Origin of the sequence: Mesorhizobium sp. WSM3864 (assembly GCF_002294955.1) — a bacterium.
Lineage (GTDB): Bacteria > Pseudomonadota > Alphaproteobacteria > Rhizobiales > Rhizobiaceae > Mesorhizobium.
Genome location: NZ_NSGD01000001.1, coordinates 693,365 through 718,414, shown reverse-complemented (window position 1 = coordinate 718,414; position 25,050 = coordinate 693,365). Strand labels below are relative to the sequence as shown.

The 25,050-nt window shown below is 63.4% G+C and carries 29 protein-coding genes and 1 pseudogene; 19 read left to right on the top strand and 11 right to left on the bottom strand.

Annotation, left to right across the window (positions count from 1 at the left end; translation table 11 throughout):
• Positions 1-19: 19 nt before the first annotated feature.
• A complete protein-coding gene (locus CK215_RS03555; protein WP_066989845.1) occupies positions 20-1,804 on the bottom strand; it encodes an adenylate/guanylate cyclase domain-containing protein in 1,785 nt (594 codons plus the stop codon).
• A gap of 410 nt (positions 1,805-2,214) precedes the next feature.
• Between CK215_RS03555 and CK215_RS03550 the strand changes: the two genes are divergently transcribed.
• Together CK215_RS03550 and CK215_RS03545 are read left to right on the top strand one after the other, a co-directional pair.
• Positions 2,215-2,472 carry a PepSY domain-containing protein gene (locus tag CK215_RS03550; protein ID WP_066989847.1) on the top strand — a complete coding sequence of 86 codons (258 nt, stop codon included), beginning with the start codon at positions 2,215-2,217 and terminating at the stop codon, positions 2,470-2,472.
• Positions 2,473-2,585: 113 nt separating this feature from the next.
• Complete coding sequence (locus tag CK215_RS03545; RefSeq protein ID WP_095830085.1) at positions 2,586-3,056, top strand: hypothetical protein; 471 nt, start codon at positions 2,586-2,588, stop codon at positions 3,054-3,056.
• Here CK215_RS03545 and CK215_RS03540 read toward each other — a convergent pair.
• Positions 3,048-4,922, bottom strand: a complete 1,875-nt coding sequence (locus CK215_RS03540) for a murein L,D-transpeptidase (RefSeq protein WP_066989851.1) — start codon at positions 4,920-4,922, stop codon at positions 3,048-3,050. The two genes, CK215_RS03545 and CK215_RS03540, sit on opposite strands and share 9 nt — an antisense overlap.
• 344 nt (positions 4,923-5,266) lie before the next feature.
• On the opposite strand from CK215_RS03540, the gene CK215_RS03535 reads away from it, so the two are divergent.
• The gene (locus CK215_RS03535; RefSeq protein WP_095830084.1) at positions 5,267-5,668 is read left to right on the top strand and encodes a rhodanese-like domain-containing protein; all 402 of its coding nucleotides are present in this window, start codon (positions 5,267-5,269) and stop codon (positions 5,666-5,668) included.
• A gap of 53 nt (positions 5,669-5,721) precedes the next feature.
• Here CK215_RS03535 and CK215_RS03530 read toward each other — a convergent pair whose 3' ends face one another.
• The gene (locus CK215_RS03530) at positions 5,722-6,630 is read right to left on the bottom strand and encodes an alpha/beta hydrolase (protein WP_095830083.1); all 909 of its coding nucleotides are present in this window, start codon (positions 6,628-6,630) and stop codon (positions 5,722-5,724) included.
• A 47-nt stretch (positions 6,631-6,677) separates the two neighbouring features.
• Between CK215_RS03530 and CK215_RS03525 the strand changes: the two genes are divergently transcribed.
• Positions 6,678-7,130 carry a MarR family transcriptional regulator gene (locus CK215_RS03525; protein WP_066989856.1) on the top strand — a complete coding sequence of 151 codons (453 nt, stop codon included), beginning with the start codon at positions 6,678-6,680 and terminating at the stop codon, positions 7,128-7,130.
• A 17-nt stretch (positions 7,131-7,147) separates the two neighbouring features.
• Here CK215_RS03525 and CK215_RS03520 read toward each other — a convergent pair whose 3' ends face one another.
• Positions 7,148-7,759: a pyridoxamine 5'-phosphate oxidase family protein gene (locus CK215_RS03520; protein ID WP_095830082.1), complete on the bottom strand. Its 612-nt coding sequence runs from the start codon at positions 7,757-7,759 to the stop codon at positions 7,148-7,150.
• 83 nt (positions 7,760-7,842) lie between these two features.
• Complete coding sequence (locus CK215_RS03515; RefSeq protein WP_066989863.1) at positions 7,843-8,196, bottom strand: DUF971 domain-containing protein; 354 nt, start codon at positions 8,194-8,196, stop codon at positions 7,843-7,845.
• A 193-nt stretch (positions 8,197-8,389) separates the two neighbouring features.
• Here CK215_RS03515 and moaA point away from each other — a divergent pair, with 193 nt between their 5' ends.
• The 12 genes from moaA to CK215_RS03455 all read left to right on the top strand — a co-directional run bounded on the left by moaA (position 8,390) and on the right by CK215_RS03455 (position 17,486).
• Positions 8,390-9,385, top strand: a complete 996-nt coding sequence (gene moaA / locus CK215_RS03510) for a GTP 3',8-cyclase MoaA (protein WP_095830081.1) — start codon at positions 8,390-8,392, stop codon at positions 9,383-9,385.
• Positions 9,386-9,439: 54 nt separating this feature from the next.
• The gene (locus CK215_RS03505) at positions 9,440-9,934 is read left to right on the top strand and encodes a hypothetical protein (RefSeq protein ID WP_095830080.1); all 495 of its coding nucleotides are present in this window, start codon (positions 9,440-9,442) and stop codon (positions 9,932-9,934) included.
• Between the two features lie 113 nt (positions 9,935-10,047).
• The gene (locus CK215_RS03500) at positions 10,048-10,404 is read left to right on the top strand and encodes a hypothetical protein (protein ID WP_067320009.1); all 357 of its coding nucleotides are present in this window, start codon (positions 10,048-10,050) and stop codon (positions 10,402-10,404) included.
• Positions 10,405-10,525: 121 nt separating this feature from the next.
• Positions 10,526-11,446: a DMT family transporter gene (locus CK215_RS03495; RefSeq protein WP_095780504.1), complete on the top strand. Its 921-nt coding sequence runs from the start codon at positions 10,526-10,528 to the stop codon at positions 11,444-11,446.
• A gap of 5 nt (positions 11,447-11,451) precedes the next feature.
• A complete protein-coding gene (gene mobA / locus CK215_RS03490; protein WP_095830079.1) occupies positions 11,452-12,084 on the top strand; it encodes a molybdenum cofactor guanylyltransferase MobA in 633 nt (210 codons plus the stop codon).
• A complete protein-coding gene (gene mobB / locus CK215_RS03485) occupies positions 12,081-12,596 on the top strand; it encodes a molybdopterin-guanine dinucleotide biosynthesis protein B (protein ID WP_095830078.1) in 516 nt (171 codons plus the stop codon). Before mobA ends, mobB begins: the two co-directional genes overlap by 4 nt.
• A 153-nt stretch (positions 12,597-12,749) precedes the next feature.
• Positions 12,750-13,535: an ABC transporter substrate-binding protein gene (locus CK215_RS03480; RefSeq protein WP_066992755.1), complete on the top strand. Its 786-nt coding sequence runs from the start codon at positions 12,750-12,752 to the stop codon at positions 13,533-13,535.
• A gap of 79 nt (positions 13,536-13,614) precedes the next feature.
• On the top strand, positions 13,615-14,331 hold the full coding sequence (locus tag CK215_RS03475; protein ID WP_066992752.1) for an ABC transporter permease: 717 nt from the start codon (positions 13,615-13,617) through the stop codon (positions 14,329-14,331).
• Entirely contained in the window at positions 14,328-15,152 is an 825-nt protein-coding gene (locus CK215_RS03470) for an ABC transporter permease (RefSeq protein WP_095830077.1), read from the top strand. The genes CK215_RS03475 and CK215_RS03470 overlap by 4 nt, the downstream gene beginning before the upstream one ends.
• A 113-nt stretch (positions 15,153-15,265) precedes the next feature.
• Positions 15,266-16,135 (top strand): NAD(P)-dependent oxidoreductase, encoded by an 870-nt coding sequence (locus tag CK215_RS03465; RefSeq protein WP_095830076.1) that lies wholly within the window; start codon positions 15,266-15,268, stop codon positions 16,133-16,135.
• A 6-nt stretch (positions 16,136-16,141) separates the two neighbouring features.
• A complete protein-coding gene (locus tag CK215_RS03460; RefSeq protein ID WP_095830075.1) occupies positions 16,142-16,846 on the top strand; it encodes a DNA alkylation repair protein in 705 nt (234 codons plus the stop codon).
• A 67-nt stretch (positions 16,847-16,913) separates the two neighbouring features.
• On the top strand, positions 16,914-17,486 hold the full coding sequence (locus tag CK215_RS03455) for a DUF3299 domain-containing protein (RefSeq protein ID WP_066992741.1): 573 nt from the start codon (positions 16,914-16,916) through the stop codon (positions 17,484-17,486).
• A gap of 44 nt (positions 17,487-17,530) precedes the next feature.
• Here CK215_RS03455 and CK215_RS03450 read toward each other — a convergent pair whose 3' ends face one another.
• From CK215_RS03450 to CK215_RS03435, 4 genes and pseudogenes are all read right to left on the bottom strand, one after another.
• On the bottom strand, positions 17,531-18,022 hold the full coding sequence (locus CK215_RS03450; protein WP_066992738.1) for an Lrp/AsnC family transcriptional regulator: 492 nt from the start codon (positions 18,020-18,022) through the stop codon (positions 17,531-17,533).
• Between the two features lie 108 nt (positions 18,023-18,130).
• Positions 18,131-18,836: pseudogene (locus CK215_RS03445) on the bottom strand (uracil-DNA glycosylase family protein).
• The gene (locus CK215_RS03440) at positions 18,776-19,387 is read right to left on the bottom strand and encodes a glutathione S-transferase (protein ID WP_095830074.1); all 612 of its coding nucleotides are present in this window, start codon (positions 19,385-19,387) and stop codon (positions 18,776-18,778) included. The pseudogene CK215_RS03445 and the gene CK215_RS03440 overlap by 61 nt, the downstream one beginning before the upstream one ends.
• Positions 19,388-19,502: 115 nt before the next feature.
• Positions 19,503-20,126, bottom strand: coding sequence for a thermonuclease family protein (locus tag CK215_RS03435; RefSeq protein WP_095830073.1), 624 nt, complete (start codon positions 20,124-20,126; stop codon positions 19,503-19,505).
• Positions 20,127-20,201: 75 nt separating this feature from the next.
• On the opposite strand from CK215_RS03435, the gene CK215_RS03430 reads away from it, so the two are divergent.
• The gene (locus CK215_RS03430; RefSeq protein WP_095830072.1) at positions 20,202-21,722 is read left to right on the top strand and encodes a HAMP domain-containing sensor histidine kinase; all 1,521 of its coding nucleotides are present in this window, start codon (positions 20,202-20,204) and stop codon (positions 21,720-21,722) included.
• Here the strand turns inward: CK215_RS03430 and CK215_RS03425 are convergent.
• Positions 21,719-22,732: a nicotinate-nucleotide--dimethylbenzimidazole phosphoribosyltransferase gene (locus tag CK215_RS03425; RefSeq protein WP_095830187.1), complete on the bottom strand. Its 1,014-nt coding sequence runs from the start codon at positions 22,730-22,732 to the stop codon at positions 21,719-21,721. The genes CK215_RS03430 and CK215_RS03425 overlap by 4 nt on opposite strands.
• Positions 22,733-22,894: 162 nt before the next feature.
• Between CK215_RS03425 and CK215_RS03420 the strand changes: the two genes are divergently transcribed.
• Together CK215_RS03420 and CK215_RS03415 are read left to right on the top strand one after the other, a co-directional pair.
• Positions 22,895-23,125 (top strand): DUF1289 domain-containing protein, encoded by a 231-nt coding sequence (locus CK215_RS03420; RefSeq protein WP_066992723.1) that lies wholly within the window; start codon positions 22,895-22,897, stop codon positions 23,123-23,125.
• 28 nt (positions 23,126-23,153) lie between these two features.
• A complete protein-coding gene (locus CK215_RS03415) occupies positions 23,154-23,858 on the top strand; it encodes a TIGR02281 family clan AA aspartic protease (RefSeq protein WP_095830071.1) in 705 nt (234 codons plus the stop codon).
• Positions 23,859-23,938: 80 nt separating this feature from the next.
• Here CK215_RS03415 and dusA read toward each other — a convergent pair whose 3' ends face one another.
• Positions 23,939-24,937, bottom strand: a complete 999-nt coding sequence (dusA, locus tag CK215_RS03410) for a tRNA dihydrouridine(20/20a) synthase DusA (RefSeq protein ID WP_095830070.1) — start codon at positions 24,935-24,937, stop codon at positions 23,939-23,941.
• Positions 24,938-25,050: the final 113 nt, after the last annotated feature.

Genomic DNA, 25,050 nt, shown 5'->3' with positions numbered 1-25,050 from the left:
CGGTGTTCGGTTCCAGCGATCATGCGATGGACTTGGCCTGGCCGAAATTCGCGATCAGGAAGTTGTTCTTCGCAGGATCGACGAACGGTATCCAGCGAATCCGCTGCTCGGAAAAATCGGGATGCCTGGTTGCCAGAATGGCGCGTTCGCGTTCGGCCTCCTCAAGACGGCCGCTTCGCATCAAGGCGCCGATTTTGAGGAACCTGGCGTAGAAATAGCCCGGCGAAAGGTTGAGCGAGCGATCGGCAACCGCAATTGCCGCCGGCCAGTCCTCGACCAAACAGTATGCGGCAGCCAGCTCGCCCAGATTGTGAAAGCGGTAGAGGTCGAACGGGCTCAGCCGCTCGGTATCCAGGAAGAACGGGATCGCGCCGGCGGCATCGCCAAGCAGCAGCCGCGCGCTGCCCATTGCCGAGCGGGCGAAGGCAAAGCTCGGATTGATGTGGATCGCCTCGGCCAGATGCTCCGCCGCCGATGCCGGCTGGCCGCGCATGATGTCGGCCGCCCCGAGATAGGCGTGCGGCCGCGCGTCGAGGCTGTCCATCAAGAGCGACTTGCGCGCAAATTCTTCGACCTTGGCCAGGTCGTCGCTGTCGCCGAAGCGCAGCCATGCCCGCCAGAAATACCACCATGCCAGCTCGTTCAGCACGGCGCTGGAATTCGGATCTTCCTGGTAAGCCTTCTCGAAGAATTCGAGCGCGATCTCGGTGTCTTTGCGCGTGCGCCTGTTCATGTGCCAGCGGCCCCGCCGCACCAGCTGCCAGGTCTCGAGGCTTTCCCACGGCACCTGGAAGGTGCGCACCTGCTCGGCTCGGTCGACCTCCTTGTCGAGGATCGAAACGATCTCGCTGCCGATCTGGTCGCGCAGGCTGAAGATGTCGATGAGGTCGCGGTCGAAGCGCTGCGACCAGACCAGGCGCCCGTTTGACGTGTCGGTCAGCGAGGCGTTGAGGCGTATCTGGCCGCTGTGGCGCGCCAGCGTGCCGCCGACGATGTAGCGCGCGCCAAGCGCATTGCCGATGAGCCTGGTTCCGAGCTGGTCGTCGCGAAACTGGAAGCTGGAGCCCTTCGCGATCACCGAGAGCCAGCGGGTGTTGGACAGGCCGTAGATGATGTCTTCCGCAATGCCGTCGGCCATGTAGCCGACGTCAGGCTCGCCTCCGTTGCTGCCGTGAAACGGCAGCACCGCGATTGCCGGCGGGCCCTTCGATGCGAGTCTGTCATGGACGGGAGCGGTAGGGATGACGGCCAGGGGCGCAGCCATCGCCGCGCCGTTGCCGCCGCGTCCGGCGATCAGCACACGTACAGGCAGGGCGATGTTCTTGAGCATGAACTCGCCAAGATCGGTGAAAACCGCCGCCGTCTTGTCCTTTACGTGGTGCCAGGTCGTCTCTGAGATAGCTAGACCGTCATGCGGAGCGAATTCCTGGAGGCGCGCGGCAATGTTGACGTCGTCGCCATAGAGGCGGCCCTCGCGGACGATGACGTCTCCGGTGTTGATCCCGGCCCGGAACGGCATGCGCATCTCATCCGCGGCCGAGGCATTGAGCGCCATGATCCGGTCCTGGAAATCGAACGCCGCGCGCAAGGCTTCGATTGGATTGCCGAATTCGGCCATGATGCTGTCGCCGGCAACGCCAAACGTGCGGCCGCCAAAGGCGCCGCAACTGTCGGTGATGATATCGCGCCTTTCCTCGAAGGCCGCGACGGCGCGCTCGTCGTCGATGCCCATCAGCCGCGAAAAACCAACGGCGTCGATAGAAATGATTGTCGCAAGCTGACGGGTATAGTTCCGTTCAGCCATGGTTGAGCCCCCGGTCCCTGTTTTCGGTCCAGAACAGGCGACTTCCGCTCCAAAAAACACTTCGCCGTTTGCCGATGGAAGATCCCCGGCAGGCTCGGCGCGCCGTTGCCACCCTGTTGGTCCGGGACTCTAACAGGGTCTGGCCAAAAGCTCTACCACGAACAGCTAATGGAAGGCGGTTTCGGCGCAAGCCATAGTTAGTCGTTCGTTACCTGAAGTCCGATGTTGCAGAAGCCTCCTTACTTGTTGGATTCACGCCGTTTTACTTATTTAAGCTTTCGCGAATAGAGGTCGCGCCGGCCGTGACGGACCAACTGTGGAGCAAGGCGTTGCCCGCCGTTGGCGGAACCAACGGGCCAGGATTCGAGTTGTCAGCGCGTTCATGCCACCACGAGAGATTGAGGGCAGTCATGCGCGGTGTTCTTTTGGCAAGCGGTATCGCGTTTTTCCTTGTCGGCGGGTCGGCTTTCGCGGCCGAAGCGCAAGCGCTGCCGCCGCAAAATGCCAAGAAGCTCTCGGAAATCCTGACCAAGGTCGAGAAGCGGAGCGACTTCCAATATATCAAGGAGGTCGGCTGGAGCAGCGACGGCTATACCGTTACCTATTACACGACCGACAAGGCCAAGGTCGAAATCACCTACGATCCGGTCACCGGCGAACCGAAGTAACGCCTGATACGGCCGCCCGCAGCTGGGCCGGCGCCTCCCTATCCGAGACTTGCGTCGATGCACTTTTGATGGCTGACTGCGCGCCATGATTGCGGGCACGGGGGTGCATGGTAATGGTTGGCTACGTTCTAAAGCGCATCCTGATGGTGCTCGCCGGCTATCTGATCGCGGTGCTCGTCGGATTGGTCGCGTTGGTCGCGATCTATGCAGCGCTGAGCTCGCTGCCCAACGCCCCAAGCTATTTCGAGCTGATGCAGTTCACGCCTGTCGCCGTGCTGGTCGTGCCGCCGCTTGGCATGTTCGTCTATTTCCTGACCATCGTGGCGACCGGCATGCAGACTCTGATCTTTGCGCTTATCGCCGAGGTCTTCTCGTTGCGGAGCTTCTGGCTGCATATGCTGTTCGGCGGCGTGGTTGCGGCCGCCGGTTTCATGCTGCTCTCGCCGGACGCGCCGCACGATCCGGAACGCTGGGCCGACCTTGGCATCATCGTCGCGGCCGGGCTGGTGGCCGGTTTCGTTTATTGGCTCATTGCCGGACGTGACGCCGGTTTCAGGCGCCCGCTCATCGAGCGCTTAGGTTGACGGTGCGCGCACCGCTTCGGTCGCATCCAGCGCCTGCATCAGCTTCGAATCGCGATCGTAGACGTCGTCGAAATATTCGACCTTGCCGGACATGTCCGGCCAAGCGGTGAAATAGGCGACATAGACCGGGATGACGCGCGTGACATTCTCGGTCGAATGACCGTGCTTCAGCTTCTCGGCGATGTCGTCGACCGACGTGCCGAGCACAGCGGCCGCCATGCCGCGCGGATCCTGCAGGCGGATGCAGCCATGGCTCAGCGCGCGCATGTCGCGCCCGAAGAACGACTTCTGCGGCGTGTCGTGCATGTAGATGGCGTGCTTGTTGGGGAAGAGGATCTTCAACTCGCCAAGCGCATTGGCCTCGCTCGGCTGCTGGCGCACGCTGAACGGGATTTTGGCACCGTAGGCGCCCCAGTCCACCGCCGCAGAGGGAACTCGCCTGCCGCTGGAATCCGTCACCTCATAGCCGGCGCGGTCCAGATAGCCCGGATCGCTGCGCAGCCTCGGCAGCATCTCGTTGACGATGATCGACTGCGGCACGCCCCAATAGGGGTGGAAGTCGACCTGCTTGATCTGGTTGTAGAAAAATGCGGTCTGGTTGGTGACCTTGCCGATGACCACGCGGGTCTTCAGCTTCTCCTCGCCATTGTCGATGTAGCTTGCGGTGAAGGCCGGCTGGTTGATGAAGACGCGCGGGCTGCCAAGATCGGAGGGGAGCCAGCGCAGCTCTTCAAGCGCCGCCATGACCTTCTCGACCTTGTCGGCCTTGGACGTTCCGGCGAGCGAGGCGACGGTGCGCGGGCCGATGACGCCGTCGCCCTTCATGCCGGCCCGCTTCTGCACCGCCTTGATCACCGGCACCAGGTCAGGATCGTAAAGCTCGCTCTTGCCGAGCCGGGCGAGGGTCTCGCCAAAGTCACCGCCCATCTCGTCATCGAGGTTGCGCGCGATCAACGTCAAAAGCTTGGGCAGTTCCGGGCTGCTTTCACCGGGCTTAAGAAGCAGCTTCGGATCGACGACGATGTCGTTCTCCTCGCTTGCCTGAAGAGACTCCAACTCGACGCGCAGCGCCTGATATTCAGGGTTCTGCGGGTGCCGCGATTCGAGATAGGTGCGCACCTCTTGCGTGTGCGCCAGCGTCTTCAGCACGCCTTCGAGGTCGAGCGGCTTGGCCGGAAAATCGTAATAGCCGGTCATGCGGTTCGGATCGACTCGGCCGCTCTGGGCGTCATGGGCGTATCGCAGCACGCGCGCCGATAGCGCCATCTCGAAGCGAACCAGTTCCTTGGTCCGCGCTTCGGGCAAGTCGACATTCGTGGCCGCCGCCGGAACATCGACGGAGTAATCGGCAGGTGTCAGGCCGTAGCTCGCCGCTTCGCCAAGCACCCGCACGGCATCCTGCGCCCTGCTGTTGGGTGCATCCCCTGTCACCCAGATGAAATCCGGATTGGCCGAATAGTAGGCGATGAGCGCCTTGGCGATATCGGGCTCGGCAAAGAGTTCATAATCGCTCAGGCCTGCCAGCGCATCGCGGAACGCGCTTCCGCTCACGGAGGGCACAAAGGCAGCATCTTGCGCAGTCGCGGGCGGCGGGGCGGGCAGCAGCGACTTGAAGTCGACGCGCACAAGCTTGTCGGCCCTGTAGGTATTGTAGGTCGGGCTGCTGATCCTGACGCTACCGCCTGTGCCAGGCTGCACCTTGCGCGGCTTTGGCGGCGGCGGAAATTCTCCTTGGGAATTGTGCCGGATGCCGCCGCCGAACAGCATGTCGAACAGCCCCTGCGCGCTCGCCGGCTGCTGGCCGAAGGCAAGTGCCGCCGCGATCGCGATCGGCATGACGGCCTTTTTGTTCCCGAGGATTTTCATGCTTCACCCGCACCGGTTGCAACCGGTTTCCCGTTCCGCGCCGCTAGACGGTCCCGCCCTCCGCATGGCGGATGTAATGCGCGACTGTACCGATTCATACTGATTCCGTTAAGCTTCCATAAATTTTCGCGACCGTGTTGCAGAACAGTTTCACATCCGTGTGAGACACAATGCGGCAGGGCGGCTCCCGGTTTCAGAGGCCTCGGTAACAATCAGGCGTTGGCGCCATGCGGCCTGGGCCACCATGACCGGCCTTCCTGCCTGACAAACATCGGCCCGTGACAAACAGCGGTCTTTGTGATCGAAATTCCGGCGGGCGCGAGCCATGGCCTGGAGGATGCGCAGTGAAGAAGGGATATCGCGAACTTCTTGACGAGGCGAATGCCGAGATCGAGGTGGTTTCGCCTGAGGAAGCGGCCGGGCTGCTGGAGGATGACGGCACCATCTTCGTCGATTTGCGCGACCCCCGCGAGGTCGAGCGCGACGGCAAAATTCCCGGCGCCAAGCATGTAACGCGCGGTATGCTCGAATTCTGGATCGACCCCGAAAGCCCTTATCACAAGCCGTTCTTCGCCTCCGGCAAGACCTTCGTCTTCTTCTGCGCCGGCGGCTGGCGTTCGGCGCTGGCGACCAAGACGGCGCAGGACATGAGTCTCGCGCCGGTCAAACACATCCTTGGCGGCTACACAGCCTGGAAGGCTGCCGGCCTGCCGGTCGAGCCAGGGCAGAAGAAGAAGGCCGACTGAGCCATTCGCAACTACGGACGGAAGACGGCAGCAGGCCCCTCCCGCGTTAATTTTCAATGCAGCGCCGGTTGCCGTTCCTCGGCGACGAAGCCCACGGCGCGCGCGACCACATCCTTGTCGGCAAGGATGCGGCGGTGACCAAGCCCTTCGGCCCAATGCAGGCTCACATGATCGCCGGCTCCCGCATACCGTTTTGCGTGATCGGCATGGACTTCGCGGTCGTCCGGCGCATGGATGATCAGCGTCGGCACCGGAGCCTCGGCGAGCTGGCGGTCGCCCGTGAAATCGCTGAGCGGCCGTCCCGACAAATGCTTCACCCGATCCGCCATGGCGACCCGAGAGCGCGGCCCGACATTGAGCCGGTGGCTGAAATCGTCGAAGATCGCCGGCAGCGAGCTCGGCGCCGCGATCAGAACCAGTTTGTCGGCCGCAAGCGGCGGCATGCCTTTCACTGAAGCGGCAACCGCATTGGCCGCGACAGCGCCGCCGAAGGAATGGCCGACGGCGGCGGCAAACGGGCCGAACCATTCGCCGACGACTCGCACCGCGTCGACCGCGGTCACCATGTTGAGATGTCGGCCGAGCGAATGGCCGTGGCCCGGCAGGTCAAGCGAGACCACCTTGTAGCCGGCGTCGCGAAACCCATCGATCAGAGTTCGCATATATTCGGTGCGCGAGCGCCAGCCATGGATGACGAGCACGGTACCGCGGGAGCCCCTGCCCGGCCCCGGCCGGAACTCATGCACCGCAACGCAATCCGCCTTCGTCTTCAGCCGGTGATGGCGCGCCTCGGCCATGAAGCCTGCAGCGCGCTCGACCGCGCGGCGCTCGCCATCGCTCAAGGCCTTGACGTTTGGCGTGCGGCAGAACAATTCGAACGCGGCGCGGCCACTGAGACGCGGCGCGACACGCTCGGCCGCCCCGAAGACGCCTCGGATGACCTTCAATCCAAATGATGCCATAGTGTCGGTCCAACCATTCGTTCAAGCATGAACATAATAGTTCAAACATGAACATTAAGCAAGAGCTGCCCTGGGACAATCCGCGCTTTCGCAACTGGGTTGCGGTGGCGCGCGCCTGCCATGTGCTGGAGCGCACGCTGGCGGTGAAGCTGGCGCCGCTCCACCTCAAACCGGCGCAGCTCGACGTGCTGATGAACCTCTACCGTCATCCCGGGATGTCGCAGCACGACCTTGCCCGCAAGCTCTTGGTCGGCCGCTCGAACATCACGATGCTGTTGCCGCAACTGGAAGCCCGCGGCCTGCTGCGTCGTGAGGGTGACGAAAAGGACAAACGCGTGCTGCGGTTGAACCTCACCGAAGCCGGCGAGGCCCTGCTGATGCGGGCGCTGAAAGTACATATGGCGCTCATCGAGAAGGCGATGAGCCAGTCGACGCCGGAGCAGTGCGACATGGTCGGCGAGCAGATGCGCAAGATCGCCGATGTCCTGAAGGAGGCCTGACCGGGCGCTCGAGGCCGCTACCACATGGTCTGCTTTGCCCGCTCCGGCCATTCCTTGTCATATGCGGCGCCATTGATATTCCTGCGGCTGGTGATCTCGAGGATCTGGCCGGGCGTCGGCAGCGACTTCGGGTCGACATGCCTTGCCGGGTTCCAGAGCTCCGAGCGCACGATGGCGCGTGCGCACTGGAAATAGACCGCGTCGACGGCGACGACGGTGACCGACCGTGCCGGCTTGCCATCGACCATGAAGGACGCGCAAAGCTCGGCATCGGCTGTGATATGGGCGCGGCCGTTGACGCGCAGCGTCGTGCCGGAGCCCGGCACAAGGAAGAGCAGCCCGACGCGCGGATCGCGAATAATGTTCTTCAGCGAATCGGCGCGGTTATTGCCGCGCCTGTCGGGCATCATCAGCTTTTTTTCGTCCAGGAGGCGCACGAAGCCGGCGAGATCGCCGCGCGGCGAGCAGTCCAGCCCCTCCGGCCCGCAGGTCGCCAGCGCCACGAAAGGCGAGGCTTCGATGAAGGCTGCATACTGCGGGATCACATGGTCGAGCTCCTTGGCGACCGAGGCCTCGCCAGGCAGGCCGTAGAGGGCTTCGAGCTGTTCGACCGATGTGATGAGCGACATCTTTTCGCCTCCTGACCTTTTGCCGGCGCTACTTTATGTCCATGACGCTTTGACCACACCCAATCGAACGTCTTGGCGCGAGGCTAGCGGTCGCGGCTGAGCCCCTTCTCGGCCAGCTCGGCAAGGTAGGCGTTCCAGCGCTCGTCCTTTTCATGCCCGAGCGTGTGAAGATAGTTCCAGGTGAAGATGCCGGTGTCGTGGAAATCGTCGAAGGTGATGCGCACCGCGTAATTGCCGACCGGCTCGATCTTAAGAATCGCGACATTGCGCTTGCCGGGCACAGTCACGCGCTGATCCGGCGAATGGCCCTGCACCTCGGCAGAAGGCGAGGCCACGCGCAAGAACTCCGCCGGCAGTTCGAACGGCTGATGCCCGGCAAAGGTCACGGTGAGCAGCTTGCGGTCCTTCGAGACCCTGAGTTCCTTCGGCGCCGTCATGCTTCTTCCTATATGCGTTGCGCCCTTCCCTACGCCGGTTCGCGCAGTGCGAAAAGGTGATAGAAGGCAGCCGACAGAGAATGTCGGTCGGGGAATGTTACCAAAGATCGAGAGCTTCTATCTTGAATGCGCGGTTGGATCGTATCACATAGCCGTATATAACGACGCTGCTCAGGCCACGGAAGCGCTTGCAATGGACATGATCGACCCCTTCGGTCGCACGATCAGCTATCTGCGCGTGTCGGTTACCGACCGCTGCGATTTCCGCTGCACCTATTGCATGGCCGAGGACATGACCTTCCTGCCCAAGAAGGATCTGCTCTCGCTCGAGGAGCTCGACCGGCTCTGCAGCGTCTTCATCGAAAAGGGCGTCAGGAAGCTGAGGCTGACTGGCGGCGAGCCGCTGGTGCGCAAGAACATCATGCATCTGGTTCGCGAGCTGTCGCGGCATCTTGAGAGCGGCGCGCTGGAAGAGCTGACGCTCACCACCAATGGCTCGCAGCTGTCGCGCTTTGCCGCCGAGCTCGCCGACTGCGGCGTGAAGCGCATCAATGTCTCGCTCGACACGCTCGATGCCGACAAATTCCGCCAGATCACCCGCTGGGGCAATCTCGGCAAGGTCATGGAAGGCATCGACGCCGCGCAAGCGGCGGGCCTGAAGGTCAAGCTCAATGCCGTGGCGCTGCGCGACTTCAACGACGCTGAAATACCGGAGATGCTGCGCTGGGCGCATGGTCGCGGCATGGATCTGACGGTCATCGAGACCATGCCGATGGGCGAGATCGACGCCGACCGCACCGACCAGTATCTGCCGCTGTCGTTGCTGCGCGCCTCGCTTGAGCGCCAGTTCACGCTGACCGACATTCCTTATAAGACCGGCGGCCCTGCCCGCTATGTCCAGGTCGCCGAGACCGGCGGTCGGCTCGGTTTCATCACCCCGATGACGCATAATTTCTGCGAAAGCTGCAACCGCGTCCGGCTGACTTGCACCGGCACGCTCTATATGTGCCTCGGCCAGGAGGACGCCGCCGACCTGAGAGCGCCGCTGCGCGCCTCCGAAGGCAATGAGCTGGTCGGCGAGGCCATAGACGAGGCGATCGGGCGCAAGCCGAAGGGCCATGATTTCGTCATCGACCGCCGCACCAGCCGACCCTCGGTATCGCGCCATATGAGCGTCACCGGCGGCTGATTTTTTCTCCGATTTGGTGCAGGATCACCCTCGGTCACGGACCTTGGGGGCATCATGAAGTGTGTTCATCTCGTCCAGGGCGCGCCTTTGGTGGTCGCCTTCTCGTTGCTGACGATTGCGACGACAGCGGCAATCGCAAAGCCGTTCACCTACGTCAATGCGCGCTTCGGCACGTCCTGCACCTTTCCCGATGAGATTTTCAGCGACCGCTTGCCCGAGCCAGAAAACGGCGATGGGCAGCAATGGAGCGCGCCCGACGGCGCCAGCCTGACCTGCTCGGGCATTTATAACATCGACAACGACACTCCGAAGGGCTTGGTCGCCGACGAAAAGGCAAACACCGGGCCGGGCTACAAGATCACTTACAGCAAGTCCGGGAAGAATTGGGTGGTGGTTTCTGGCATCAAGGGCGACAAGGTCTTCTACGAACGGCGCCTGTTCGGAAAGGATGGTGTCATCCGCACCGTCTGGATCGAGTATCCTTCCTCGCTTAAGGCGAAATACGATCCGCTGACCGGGGCGATCGCCGCCAGCCTGCGCGGCCCTTGAGCTGCGCTCGGCGCACTGGAAATAAACCATCCGCGCCGACTTCCACCCGATTTACCGCCGACTTGTTCCGGCCTAGCCTCATGAAGCGATTTTCGCATTCAGGGGGAATTCTCATGCGCAAATTCTTGGCTTCGCTTGCAATGCTCGGGATTGCCTTGGTGCCTGCGGCCGCTCAGTCGATCGGTGGCACCTACACTGTCGCCGGCACCAATTTCGACGGATCGAAATATGGCGGCGAGGCAACCATCACGCTGACCAGCGACACAACCTGCACGATCCATTGGGAAACCGGCGGCTCGTCCTCCGACGGCATTTGCATGCGCAACGATGATGCCTTTTCCGCCGGCTATGTGATGGGCAAGGAAATCGGCCTCGTCGTCTACAAGGTGGAGAAAGACGGCTCGTTGCACGGGCTGTGGACCATCGCCGGCCAGAACGGCAACGGCACCGAGACGCTGACGCCGAAATAATCGCTCCGGGATTGCAGCCGATATTGAGGGCCGCAGGAACCTCCGTGGCCCATTTCTTTGACGTTGCTGTCTTGCCGCTGGCTGTTAGACGCTTGCGAGAGAACATAACCCGGAAGCGCCCTTGCCTCTTTCGCCAAATCTTCGCGGCGCACTGTTCATGGTCGTGGCCATGATCGGCTTCACCTTGAACGACGCGATCACCAAATTCTCATCCGAATCGATGAACATGGCGCAGGTAATGCTGGTGCGTGGCGCCTTCGCCTCGCTCTTCGTCGGTCTGCTCGCCTGGCGGCGCGGCGCGCTTGCTGATCCGCGCGCCATGCTGCAGCCGATGGTCGCGTTGCGCGTCGCCGGCGAAGCCGGCGCGACCGTGTCGTTCCTGATCGCCCTTGCCCATTTGCCGATCGCCAACGTCTCCGCCGTTCTGCAGGCGCTGCCGCTGGCCGTGACGATGGGCGCCGCACTGTTCTTCGGCGAGGGCGTCGGCTGGCGCCGCTGGCTCGCCATTGCCGTCGGCTTTGCCGGCGTGCTGATCATCGTGCGGCCGGGCTTCGAGGGTTTCAGCGCCTATTCGTTGCTGGCGCTGGCGAGCGTCGGCTGCTGCGCGGTGCGCGATCTCGCCACCAAGCGCATCCCGCAAGCGATCCCGACCATGCTGGTATCGACCGCGACTGCGCTGGCCATGACGATCCTGGGTGCGCTGCTGCTCCCGCCGATGGGCGGCTGGACGCCCATGACCGCCAAGGCGACGGCGCTGCTGGCGCTGGCCGCCGTGCTCGTGCTCATCGGCTATCAGTTCATCATCATGGCGATGCGCTCGGGCGACATCTCCTTCATCGCGCCCTTCCGCTACACGGCGCTGCTGTGGTCGATAGTGCTCGGCCTCGTCATCTTCGGCGATATCCCCGACCTGCCGATGATCGTCGGCGCCGCGATCATCATCGGCTCCGGCCTCTACGCGCTCTACCGCGAGCGTGTCGTCGGCAGGCGCCAGCCTGCCGCCGAAAGCGCTGGACCCGACATGGCGCCGGACGGCATATAGTCCCGATGGACCGAAGCGTTGCAGGCATCATCCTGGCGGGAGGCCAGTCGCGCCGGATGGGCGGCGGCGACAAGACGCTGCTTTCGCTGGGCAAGGTCAGGCTGATCGAGCATGTCGCCGCGCGTCTCACACTGCAGGTCGCCACGCTGGCGCTCAACGCCAACGGCGATCCGGCACGGTTTGCTGGCACCAACCTTCCGGTGCTTGCCGATACGATAGAGGGCCATGCCGGCCCGCTCGCCGGCATCCTCACCGGCATTGAATGGGCGGCAGCGGACACGGGCTACCGGTCGCTGGTCAGTGCGGCCGGCGACACGCCGTTCTTCCCTGGCGATCTCGTCGAGCGATTGGCCGTTGCCGCTCGGGCACGGCCGGGCGCGATCGCGGTCGCCAGTTCCGACGGCAGGTGGCACCCGACCTTCGCGCTCTGGCCGCTCGGCCTGCGCGATGCCCTGCGCCATTTCCTGGTTGAGGAGGACAATCGCCGGGTCTCGGCCTTCATGGATCGGCATGGTTTTGTCGAGGTGGAGTTTCCGATGCTCGAAGCCGGAGGCGAGCGGATCGACCCGTTCTTCAATATCAACACGCCCGACGATCTTGCGGAGGCCGAGCGTCTGTTGCAAAGCCTTGAGCCATGAGACGCGTGTTCGGCATCACCGGCTGGAAGAACTCCGGCAAGACGACCCTGACTGAGAAGCTGGTCGCCGAACTGGTTCGGCGCGGCTGGACGGTCTCCACGGTCAAGCATGCCCATCATGACTTCGACATCGATAAGCCCGGCACAGACAGTTTCCGCCACCGCCAGGCCGGCGCGATGGAGGTCGCGATCGTCTCCGGCCGGCGCTGGGCATTGATGCACGAACTGCGCAACGAGGACGAGCCGACACTGGACGACATCCTGGCGCGGCTAGCGCCCTCGGACATCGTGCTGGTCGAAGGCTACAAGCGCGAAGCACACCAAAAGATCGAAGCGAGACGGCTGGAGGCCAAGGACCGGACGCCGCTTTCGATCAACGACCCGAACATCGTGGCTGTCGCCGCCGACTTTCCGGTCGAAGGCGAAAAGCTGCCCGTCTTCAACCTCGACGATACGAAATCGATAGCCGATTTTGTCGAGCGCGCGACCGGTCTCGTCAGTCCGGGCAAGTAACGCAGCGGCACACGGCGGTCGCCGTTCGCTGTTGTTTTTGCAGTTGCTTTTTTCTTGCAAAGAATGGGAGTATCCCGCGCAGCGGGCGGTCAAAAAGGCTCCGCCCACAAGAGCCGCACGGGACAGCGGCCATGACAATATGAGAGGATTATCATGCGTATTGCACTGCGTATCGCGCTTGCCGCTTCGGCCGCGCTGCTGACACTTGGCGTCGCCCAGGCTCAGGAAAAGACCCTGAGGATCGGCACCGAAGGCGCGTACCCGCCCTTCAACAACCTGACCTCGGACGGCCAGCTGGTCGGCTTCGACATCGACATCGCCAAGGCCCTCTGCGACGAAATGAAGGTGAAGTGCACCTTCGTCGCGCAGGATTGGGACGGCATCATCCCGGCGCTCCAGGCCGGCAAGTTCGACGCCATCGTCGCTTCCATGTCGATCACGCCAGAGCGCCAGGAAAAGGTCGACTTCACCCACAAATATTACAACACGCCGTCGGCGATCGCCGTGCCGAAGGATTCGCCGCTCAAGGGCGTGACCAAGGAAGACCTCGCCGGCAAGACGATCGGCGTCGCCACCACGACGACCCACTTCAATTATGCCTCGAAGACCTACACCGACAGCACGATCAAGGGCTATCCGAGCAGCCCCGAGGAACAGGCCGACCTCGCCAATGGCCGTCTCGACGCCATCGAGGACGACATCGTCGTGCTGCAGCAGTGGCTGGATTCGCCCGACGGCGCCTGCTGCAAGATCCTCGGCCAGCCCTCGCCGCAGCCGGTCGAGATTTTCGGACCGGGCGCCGGCATTGCCGTGCGCAAGGGCGAGACCGACCTGGTCAACAAGCTGAATTCCGCGATCGACGCTATCCGCAAGAACGGCAAGTACAAGGAAATCAACGACAAGTACTTCAAGTTCGACGTCTACGGCGCCGAGTCCTGATCATTTGCGCTCAGGGCGGTGAGGATCACCTCGCCGCCCTGCCTCCATTCCGGGATCGCCACGGAGACACGCCCCGCCAATGCCAGCCCAAAGCATTTGGACACTTCTCAGTTGGGGACCGGATGGCTGGAGTGACGACATTGCGTCTGGTGTGCTGGTCACGGTCGCGCTTGCGCTTGCGACATTGCCGATAGGCCTGGCGATCGGGTTCTTCGTCGCCTTCGCCAAGCAGCACGAGGAGCCCGCGCTCCGGCTCGCGGCCAACATCTACACCACTGTTTTTCGCGGCCTGCCCGAGCTGGTGACGCTGTTCCTGTTCTTCTTCGGCATGCCGCTGCTGCTGCAATATGTCGTCCGCCTGTTCGAGCCCGAGGCGACAATCGACGTGAACAGCTTCATTGCCGGCATGATCGTGCTGGCGCTGATCTTCTCCTCCTACGCCAGCGAAGTCTTTCTCTCCGCCTTTCGCGCCATTCCCAAGGGCCAGTATGAGGGCGGCTACGCCATTGGCCTTTCGAAATGGCAGACGATGCGCCTGGTGATCCTGCCGCAGCTGCTGCGCATCGCCTTCCCGGGTCTGGAGAATTGCTGGCTCAGCCTGCTCAAGGACACCTCGCTGGTGTCGGTCGTCAATCTAGCGGAAACCCTGCGCAATGCCGGTGTCGCGGCGCGCGTCACCAAGCATTCCTTCCTCTTCTACAGTGTCGCGGCGCTGGTCTTCCTTGTGCTGGCCATCCTGTCCTCGGTCGCCACCGGCTATATCCAGCGCTCGCTCGGGCGGAGGGAGGCACGATGAGCGTCAGCCAGGCTATTGCGGTTGACAGGCCACCGCCCCGGGCTCGCGGCTGGCCGCGCGTGCGCATCATAGGCTACGCGATGGTCGGCCTCTGGAGCCTTTTCGGCATCGGCATCGTGGCCTATCTGGTCCACGCCTGGAACGCCGATTTCTTCGCCAGATACGCCCCGGCCTATCTGCAGGGGCTCGCAACCACCCTGTCGCTGGTCTCCGTTTCGATGGTGGCGGGCGCTATTCTCTCGTTGCCGGTTGCCTACGGCCGGATGTCCAAGAACCGCATCCTTTCCGGATTGGCTTATTGCTACGTCTACTTCTTCCGCGGCACCCCGCTGCTCGTGCAGACCTACCTCGTCTATTACGGCATCGGCTCGTTCCGCCCCGAGCTGCAAACCGTCGGACTATGGTGGTTCTTCCGCGAGGCGTTCTACTGCGGCGTCTTTGCCTTCTCGCTCAACACCGCCGCCTATCAGGCCGAGATCCTGCGCGGCGCCATCGAAAGCGTTCCGCGGGGCCAGTGGGAAGGCGCGGCGTCGCTTGGCCTGCACAAGCTGCAGACGCTGCGCAAGGTGATCATGCCGCAGGCGATCATCGTGGCGCTGCGGCCTTACGGCAACGAGCTCATCCTGATGATCAAGGCTTCCGCGATTGTCGCCATCATCACCGTCTACGACCTGATGGGCAACGCGAAGCTCGCCTACGCAAAATCCTTCGACATCCAGGCCTATATCTGGGTGGCGATCGTCTACCTGGTGCTGGTCGAGATCCTGCGTCACGGCGTCGAATGGATCGAACGCCGGATCACCATTCACCTCAAACGATAGAGCGTCGTCAGCGGACGGGCCTGCACCAGTCGATGCGGCTTTGCGCGCCTTGACGAATTTTTCGCATAGCCTAGACCTTCCGCCACTGAAATCTCTTGTTGGAAGGCAGGCTTATGGCATCGGTTGCATTTCTCGGTCTTGGCGTCATGGGCTATCCGATGGCCGGGCACCTCAGGAACAAGGGCCACCACGACATCACTGTCTATAACCGCACGACCGCCAAGGCAGAGCAATGGGTCGCCCAGCATGGCGGCAGCCTGGCGCTGACACCGGCCGAGGCGGCCGAAGGCAAGGATTTCGTCTTCTCCTGCGTCGGCAATGACGACGACCTGCGCTCGGTGACGACAGGCGCCAGCGGCGCCTTTGCCGCCATGAAGACGGGCTCCGTCTTCATCGACAACACGACAGCCTCGGCCGAAGTCGCGCGCGAACTGGCCGAAGCCGCCGACAAGGCCGGCTTTTCCTTCCTTGATGCGCCGGTATCGGGCGGCCAGGCGGGCGCCGAGAATGGCGTGCTGACGGTCATGGTCGGCGGCGAGCAGGCCGCCTTCGACAAGGCCAGGCCGGTCATCGATGCCTATGCCCGCATGGTCGGGCTGATGGGACCCGTGGGCGCCGGCCAGCTCACCAAGATGATCAACCAGATTGCCATTGCCGGCCTCGTCCAAGGGCTGGCCGAAGGCATCCATTTCGGCAAGAAGGCCGGCCTCGACATCGACAAGGTCATCGAGGTGATCTCCAAGGGTGCTGCCGGCTCCTGGCAGATGGAGAACCGCCACAAGACGATGAACGCCGGAAAATATGACTTCGGCTTCGCCGTCGACTGGATGCGCAAGGATCTCGGCATCTGCCTCGCCGAGGCCAACCGCAACGGCGCCAAGCTGCCGGTGACCGCGCTGGTCGACCAGTTCTACAAGGACGTGCAGGACATGGGCGGCAGGCGCTGGGACACGTCCTCGCTGCTCGCCCGCCTGGAAAAATAGACGGCGATGGTCCTGCCCGATCCGAGCTGGAGCGCCGACGAGATCGTCGCCCATCTGCGTTCGATCGGCAGCGAGAAAAACCGCGCCGGCATGGCGCGATTCGGCATCAACACGAGAACCGCGCTCGGCGTCGGCAATTCCGATCTGCGGCCGCTGGCGCGCAAGCTGAAGAAGAACCAGGAACGGTCGCTGCTCTTGTGGGACACCGACATTCGCGAAGCGCGATTGATGGCCGCTTTCACCGGCGAGCCGAAGAAGCTCGACATCGGTCAATGCCGGCGCTGGGCCGCCGATTTCGACAGTTGGGAGATTGTCGATACCGTTGCCGACCTGTTCGCCCAAACACCGTTCTGGCGTGAGCTGGTCGAGGAATTCGCCAAGGACGAGCGCGAATTTGTCCGCCGCACCGCCTTTGCCATGCTGGCCTGGGCGGCGGTGCATCTGAAGAAGGAGCCGGACGCGAGCTTCCTCGCTGCTCTGCCGCTGATCGAGACGCATGCGGGCGATCCGCGCAACTTCGTCCGCAAGGCGGTGAACTGGGCGCTGCGGCAGATCGGCAAGCGGTCGGTGGCGCTGCACGCCCCTGCCCTTGCGCTGGCCGAGAAACTGGCGGCGTCGTCCGACAAGACGGCACGCTGGATCGGCAAGGACGCGGTGAAGGAACTTTCGGATGTCAAACAGCTCGAACGGCTCGCGACCACACGACCTTGATCTCAGCGAAGTAAGCTCACGACGCTTTTACTCGCTTCGGAAATGGGACTGGCGGAGGATGACGACCATGAGCAGGCGTTTCAGATCAAGCGCGACGCTGGCGATCGTGCTTATGCTCGCCACCGCGAGAGCCGACGCCGCGGCCGACGTCGCGCATATCTTCTGGAAAGACTTGCGCCCGGCGACGCAGGCGGTCGCCGAGGACGCCAACCTGCCGATGATCGCGGCAAAACTGCCCGATCACGGTGAGACACTGTCGCTCAATCTGCAGGACAAGACCGTTCAATTGTCCGGCTACGCCTTGCCGGTCGATCGCGAGGGCGACCTCGTCTACCAGTTCCTGCTGGTGCCTTGGACCGGCGCCTGCAGCCACATGCCGACGCCGCCGCCGAACCAGATCGTGCTGGTAACGCCGGCGCATCCTTACAGGATGGCGGAGGCATACCAGCCGGTCTCCGTCACCGGCGTGCTGAAGCCCGGCATGGAGAAGAGCCAACTCTTCATCCTGGACGGCGTCTTGATCGTGCAGTCCGGCTATACCGTGCGCAAGGCCGAGGTGGCTGATGTCGACAGCGTGCCGGACGCCGTCACGCTCCCGGTCAACTCGCCGTGGAATTTCCTCAACAAAAAGAAGAACTAGGTCTCGCAACTTCGCGCATACCGGGAAGCGCGAGCGCCAGATCCTCAGGCCGCGTTGGCCCCCGACTCCTTGTCCAGGATCATGTAGTCGAGCGGGATCTCAGTCGTGTACTTGATCTGCTCCATGGCAAAGGAGGACGAGACATCGCGGATCTCGATCTTGGCGATCAGCCGCTTGTAGAAGGCGTCGTAGGCGGCAATGTCGGGCACCACGACGCGCAAGAGATAGTCGACGTCGCCGCTCATGCGGTAGAACTCGACCACTTCCGGAAATTCCTGGATGACCTCGGAGAAGCGCCGCAGCCATTCATGGCTGTGCGAATTGGTGCGGATCGAGACGAAGACGGTGACGCGCACATTGACCTTCTCATGGTCGAGAATGGCCACGCGCCGCTTGATGACGCCCTCTTCCTCGAGCTTCTGGATGCGCCGCCAGCACGGCGTGGTCGACAGGCCGACTTTCTTGGCGACATCGGCGACCGCAAGCGTCGCGTCCTCCTGCAGGAGGCGAAGAATTTTTCTGTCTAGGCGGTCCATGGGAAGGCTCCAGCGGAATAGTTTGGCTATAATCCTTTTTATCAGGCCCTTTCACAAGAAAGAAATTCTGCCGACACCGGTAAAAGCGAGTGATTTCTTGCAAGATCACTAATTGAGGCGATAGCGGATTTCCGAGCGCAGGAATGGCAGCAAATCCATTTCAAACCATGGATTCTTCTTCAGCCAGCCGGTGTTTCGCCATGACGGATGCGGCAGCGGCAGCACTTTCGGCCCGGCCGCAGCATCCCAGACAGCGCGCCAGTTTCTGACCGTTTCCGTCAGCGACGGCCCACGCGCCGTGCCCATGTGCCAGGACTGCGCATAACCGCCGATCGTCAGTACCAGATCGATCTGCGGCATCAGCGCCATCAGATCGGCGCGCCAGGCGGTGGCGCATTCGCGCCGCGGCGGCAGGTCGGCGCCCTTGGTGTCCTGGCCCGGAAAGCAGAAACCCATCGGCACGATGGCGAATTTTTCCGTGTCGTAGAACTCGTCGGGGGTGACGCCGAGCCAGTTCCTCAAGCGATCCCCGGAAGCGTCGGTGAACGGCATGCCCGAGATGTGGACTTTCGTGCCCGGCGCCTGGCCGGCAAGCAGGATGCGGGCCTTCGACGAAGGCACAAGCACCGGGCGCGGCTGATGCGGCAGGGGCCGGCCGCGCGGCTGCTCGACGCAGATGCGGCAAGCCCGCACCTTGGCGGCAAGGCTCTCCAGCGCTTCGCTCATGTCCGGCGGGTTCTCCAAAAACAAGCCTCAAGCAGCAGCGCTTGGCCGGCTGGAGAGCGCTGCGTGCCAGCGCAGCACGTTCCCGCATTCCTCAGGCACCTTGATGCGTGCCGGCTTCATGAAATCGATGGCGATCAGCCCGGTGATGTCGGCGACCGAATAGGTGTCGCTGGCGGCAAATTCCCTATCCGCCAACTCCCGGTCGAGAAGATGCAGGAACTCGATGGCCTTCGGCTTGTTGGCCTCGCCCCATTCCGGGATCTGCGGCACCTCCCATTCCTTCATTGCCGGATGGATGTGCCGGAACGCGGCGGCCACGCAGCTCATCAGGTTTAGCTCCAGACGCCTTTGCCACATCTCCACCAAGGCCTTGCCGAGCGCGCCTGTTCCGAACAGGGCGGGCTCGGGGTGCAATTCTTCGAAATACCGGCAGATGGCGATGGATTCGGTGATGATGGTGCCGTCGTCGAGCTCGAGCACGGGCAGCCGCCGCAGCGCATTGCGCGACGCCACCGGCTCCTTGCGATGCTCCAGCGCGCTCATGTCCACGGGCACCAAAGGGACGGCTAGCCCCTTTTCAGCCAGGAAAACCCGCACCCGCCTGGGGTTGGGCGCCCGGCCGCCATCGAACAGCTTCATTCCAGTCTCCGATCTTCATCCCGATCTTAGGGCGCGCTGCAATGCATGTCGCCCAAAACTGCACAGCGGTTTGGCAAGACCACATGTTGACCAACAGAGCATCACCGGAGCGGCATCACCAGAAACGAACAAGCTCACGCAGCGCATCGCCGAGCGAAGCCAGTGCGCCGTGCTTGCTTTCGACGGGTTGATTGTGATGGCTGTCGCGCCAGTCCTGCGGCTGATCGAAGGAGCCAGCCCAGATGCCCACCTTGGCAGCCCGCGCGACGGCCTCCTCGGTTTCGAAGTCGCCGAAGGCGACGGCCCATCCGGACTGTACCTGCGCCCGGTTGAGGTCCGTGTCGCCCGCCTTGCAGTCGCCGAGCAACCGGCCGTAGCGGTCGCGCTGCCAGCCGCTGCAGGAGACCGGCCTGTCGGCGATCAGCTGCACCAGCGACTGCCGCGCAAGCCTGCCGCAGGCATAATCGGCCCCGTCCTTGCGGCACGTCTGTGTGTATTCCGGCGCGTCGATGCCGCGCATGCGGATGCGCTCGGCGCCAAGCGTGATCGAATCACCGTCCTTGACGATGGCCGTGCCTTGCTCCTGTCGCATCTCGAACCGGTCGAGCCGCGCCGCCACCAGGATGGACAGGCCAAGCAGGATCACGGCCAGCCCGTAATCCAGAAGCCTGCGCAAAAGGCTTCGCGGAGGCCGCGGAACATAGCGCCGGCGCGGTCTTCGCGACCAGGAACGGCTCATATGGCAAACAGTCTCTTAATCATTCGAACGTAGCTTAACGAACTGAAAATCGCTGCGCGCAGAAATTGAACTTGCATGCCTTTGCTACGCTCGGACACAGCGGACAAATTCATTGTGGACCGCAGGAAACCGCATCGCAACAGCGATGTGGCTCGCGCGGTGCGCAGGACGCGTGACCGTCTTTCGCAGCAGGCCGGCAGCCTCGATTTCGACCGCGAACTGCTCAAGCTGCATGCACGCGCCATGGTGGTCAGTGCGGCGGCGATTCCTCTGCTTGTGCTTGTAGTAGCGGCCATCGGCCGCTTCGCGGGCCTGGGCAACCAGGTCGCCGTCTGGGCTCTCTTCATGCTGCTTTGCTACGCTATCGTCACTTTCATGGCGCGGCGCGTCGAGCGCGCGGAAGCGGCCGAGCTCGACCCTGTGCAGACGCGCCGCGATTTCCTGATCGGCCATTCGCTCTGCGGCCTCGGCTGGGCCTGGTTCGCCTGGCTGGGATGCGCCACATGCCAGGTCGACCAGTTCCATGTCGTCAAGGCCATGGTGCTCCTGGTCGCCATGGCGACGACTGCGGTGATGGCATCGTCGCTGGGCGGCGCGCTACTGGCGACCTTCGCCGTTCCCGTGGCGGTCTATGTCTATGCCGTCCTGCGCCTGTGGATGCCGATCGAAGGGATCATGGCGGCGCTTCTGGCCGCTGCCCTGCCCTTCTTCGGCTACGTCGCGCGCCATCTCAACCAGTCATCCTGGATGCTGCTCTCCTTCCGCTCCGAGAAGGACGCGCTGATCGCCGAGGTGGAGACTGCCAAATCCATGTCCGACGAGGCCAGGCGCCGTGCCGAGGACGCCAATCTGGCGAAGTCGCGCTTCCTCGCTTCGATGAGCCATGAGCTCCGGACGCCGCTCAACGCCATCCTCGGTTTCTCCGAAGTGATGGCCAATGAAGTGCTCGGGCCGATGAACAACCTGACCTATCGCGATTACGCGCATGATGTGCACGAATCCGGCCAGCATCTGCTCGACCTGATCAATGAGATCCTCGACCTGTCGCGCATCGAGGCCGGCCGCTACCAGCTCAACGAGGAGCCGGTGGCGCTGGTGACGATCGTCGAAGATTGCTGCCATATGATGGAACTGAGAGCCCGCAACAAGGACATCCGCGTCATCCAGGAGTTCGAGACCGCGCTGCCGCGCCTGTTCGGCGACGAGCGTGCCATCCGGCAGATCGCGCTCAATCTGCTGTCCAATGCCATCAAGTTCACGCCGTCGGGCGGCGAAGTGCGTGTGCGCGTCGGCTGGACGGCGGGCGGCGGTCAGTACATCTCGGTCAAGGACAACGGTCCCGGCATTCCGGAAGAGGAAATCCCCGTGGTGCTTTCCGCCTTCGGCCAGGGCTCGATCGCCATTAAGAGCGCCGAACAGGGAACGGGCCTAGGACTGCCGATCGTGCAGGGTCTGCTCGACATGCATGGCGGCGAGTTCGAGCTGCACTCCAAGCTGCGCGAAGGCACCGAGGCCATCGCCATCTTCCCGCTGAGCCGAGTGATGGAGGAATTGCCCGCGCTGCCGACCAAGGCTGTCGCCGCCCGCCGGCGTTAGCTCCGGGACGCCGGTTGGACCCGAACCGCCGCCGCCATACCGGAGCTCGTGAGCGCTGCGGCCTTGACGAGACCGGCGGCAAGTCCAGCCCCAACTCCTTCGCCGTGACTGACAGCAAGATCGAGCAGTGGCTCGAGCCCAAGCCGTTCGGCGACTTTGGCTTGGCCCGGCTCCGGCGACAGGCTGGCGAGCAGGCAATGGTCGATCGCGGAAGGATCGGCTTTGTTCAGAACCGCGGCGGCAGCCGTCGCGACGAACCCGTCGAGCAGCACAGGAATCTTCTGCATGCGGGCTGCAAGAATGGCGCCGCAGATTGCCGCGAACTCGCGCCCGCCGACGCGGCGCAAGGCTTCGAGCGGATCGCCGAGACCGGCGCCGTGGAAAGAAAGCGCCCGGTCGACCGCTTCGGCCTTGCGCGCCATCATCGCCGTGTCCGCGCCCGATCCAGGGCCAACCCAGTCGGAGCCCTTGCCGCCAAAGAGGGCAGCGCTGAGCGCGGCCGCGATGGTTGAATTGCCGACGCCCAGATCGCCAAGACAAAGAAGATCGGCGCCCCCCGCGACCGCTTCCATGCCGAAGGCCATGGTGGCGGCGCAGCCGCGCTCATCGAGGGCCGCTTCTTGCGTGATGTCGCCGGTCGGAATATCCAGCGCCAGGTCGAAGACCTTCAGGCCGAGATCGTTGGCGATGCAGATCTGATTGATCGCTGCACCTCCGGCGGCGCAGAGTTCGACGGCATTGGCGGTCGCCGAAACCGGCCGCGGCGAGATGGCATGCCGAACGGCACCGTGATTGCCGGCAAAGATCGCCACAAGCGGACGATTGACGGCCGGCGGCGCACGCCCGCTCCAGGCGGCGAGCCATGCCGCGACATCTTCGATCCGGCCAAGCGAGGCTTTCGGCTTGTCGGCCTTGGCAAACAGAGTGCGGACGCGGATTTCGGCGGCGGCGTCGGCCGGCGGCAGCGTTGCCAGCAGAGTGCGGAAATCATCGAAAGGCTTTGCGGTCATGTCGAATGCGGTCTCTTTGCAGGAACAGCCAGCGGCATAGCCGCCTTCACCGCCTGGCACAACCGCCCGGCAATGCCGCGAAAGCGCCGGTCGGTGGCGCATCGCGAAGGGCTTGCATTGGCGTTGCGGTTGCACCATGTGGAGTGAAGGCAAGAGAACAGCATGACGGCCATCGAGTCTCCCTGCATACTCGTCTGTTCCATCGATATGAAAACCGGCTTCTGTTTCGGTTGCGGCCGCACGCGCGATGAGATCGCCGGGTGGATCGCGATGACGCCGGAAGTCCGGCGTGCAGTCATGGCCGAGTTGCCGGCGCGGCTCGAGACGGTCGAACGCCGGCCCCGCCGCGAGACGCGGCGCGCCCGCATGGCGCGCGAGCGCGGCGTGTTGTGAAAGAGCTGGCTGTGAGAAAGGGCTGGCCATGAATCGCCTGTTCTGGGTCGTCATGCTGGTGATCGGCGCCGGCTTGATCCTGCTGATGATGAATGATTCCGCCGGCCGCACCTTCGGCATCGAGAACAACGATTTCAGCAGGCTGATCTGGGTTGGAGTCCTGGTGGCGGTGATCGGCGCCAGCCTTATTCGCTCTGGCCGGCCGCTCGGTGACATGGCGCGCAACTTCGGCGTCTGGGCGGCAATCGTGCTGGCGCTGATCGCCGGCTACCAGTACCGCTACGAGTTGCAAGATGTTGTCAGCCGCGTCACCGCCGGCCTTGTTCCGGGAAGCCCCTTGGCGCTGGGCGTCGATAATGGCCGTGCCACCGTGACGCTCGACAAGGCCGGCAATGGCCATTTCGAGGCGCGAATCCTCGTCAACGGCAGGCCGGTGCGCACGGTGGTCGACACCGGCGCGACCAGCACGGTGCTGACGGCGGACGACGCCCAGGCGGCCGGCTTCAACCCAGCGGCGCTGAGCTACACCGTGGACGTCTCGACCGCCAACGGCATGGCGCGTGCGGCAACGGTCAGGACCGACGAGATGGCGATCGGCGGCATCGTGCGCAAGGATATGCCGGTGATGGTCGCGGCGCCCGGCATGCTCGAGCAAAGCCTGCTCGGCATGAACTTCATCGGCTCGCTGTCGGGCTTCGAGGTGCGCGGTGACCGCATGATCCTGCGCGACTAGATCCCCGGTTTTCTGCCCGGAATTGCGTCTAGACAAGCGGTTCGCCGTTTCTGTGGAACGGTGAAAACCGCCGATCCGCCTCAAGCGGCTTCGGTTTCCGCCGCCGCGAAATCTATTGCCGCGAACGCCGTCTTCAGCACCTCTGGCCCGGCCCCGGGTCTGTTGGCGTCGGTGGACAAAATCTGCCGGTAGCGGCGCGCGCCCGGGAGACCGTGGAACAGCCCGACCATATGGCGCGTGACATGGCCGAGCCGTCCGCCCTTCTCGATGTGGCGCGCGGCGTAAGCGGCCATGGCGTCCATCAGCGCCGCGTAGTCGAAAGCGACCGGCGCCTCGCCGTAAAATGCGGCATCGATCCCGGTGAGGATGCCGGGCGTATGATAGGCCGAGCGGCCGAGCATGGCGCCGTCGACATAAGCGAGGTGCGCCTCTGCCTGGTCAAGGGATTGAATGCCGCCGTTGATGCCGATGAATTGGTTGGCCATCCTGGCCTTGAGCCGATAGACGCGCGGATAGTCGAGCGGCGGGATCTCGCGGTTTTCCTTGGGACTAAGCCCCTCCAGCCACGCCTTGCGGGCGTGCACCCAGAGCGCATCGGCGCCGGCCGTCAGCACGCCGTCTGCGAGCGTGTCGAGAGCGGGTTCGGGGTCCTGGTCATCGACGCCGATGCGGCATTTGACCGTGACGGGGATTCTCACCGCCGCCTTCATCGCCGCGATGCATTCCACGACCAGCACCGGCGTCTTCATCAGGCACGCGCCGAAAGTGCCCGACTGGACGCGGTCGGACGGACAGCCGACATTGAGGTTGATTTCGTCGTAACCGAACGCCTCGCCGATCACCGCCGCTTCGGCAAGCTTTCGCGGATCCGAACCGCCAAGCTGAAGCGCAACCGGATGCTCGGCACCGTCGAAGCCGAGCAGGCGCTCGCGTGCGCCATGGATGACTGCGTCCGCCACCACCATTTCCGTGTAGAGCAACGTGCGACGCGTCAGCTGACGGTGAAAGAACCGGCAATGCCGGTCCGTCCAGTCCATCATTGGTGCTATGGCTATTTTGAAATCTTGATACTTCGACATTTCTTGTTGTTTCAAGGATGTTGGGCCACGTCGTGTGCGCTCTTTTCTCCCACGGGACGGGCCGTTTTTCCGGTTTCCGATGCGTCCGTGCACACGGGGCGCAGAGGAATTGG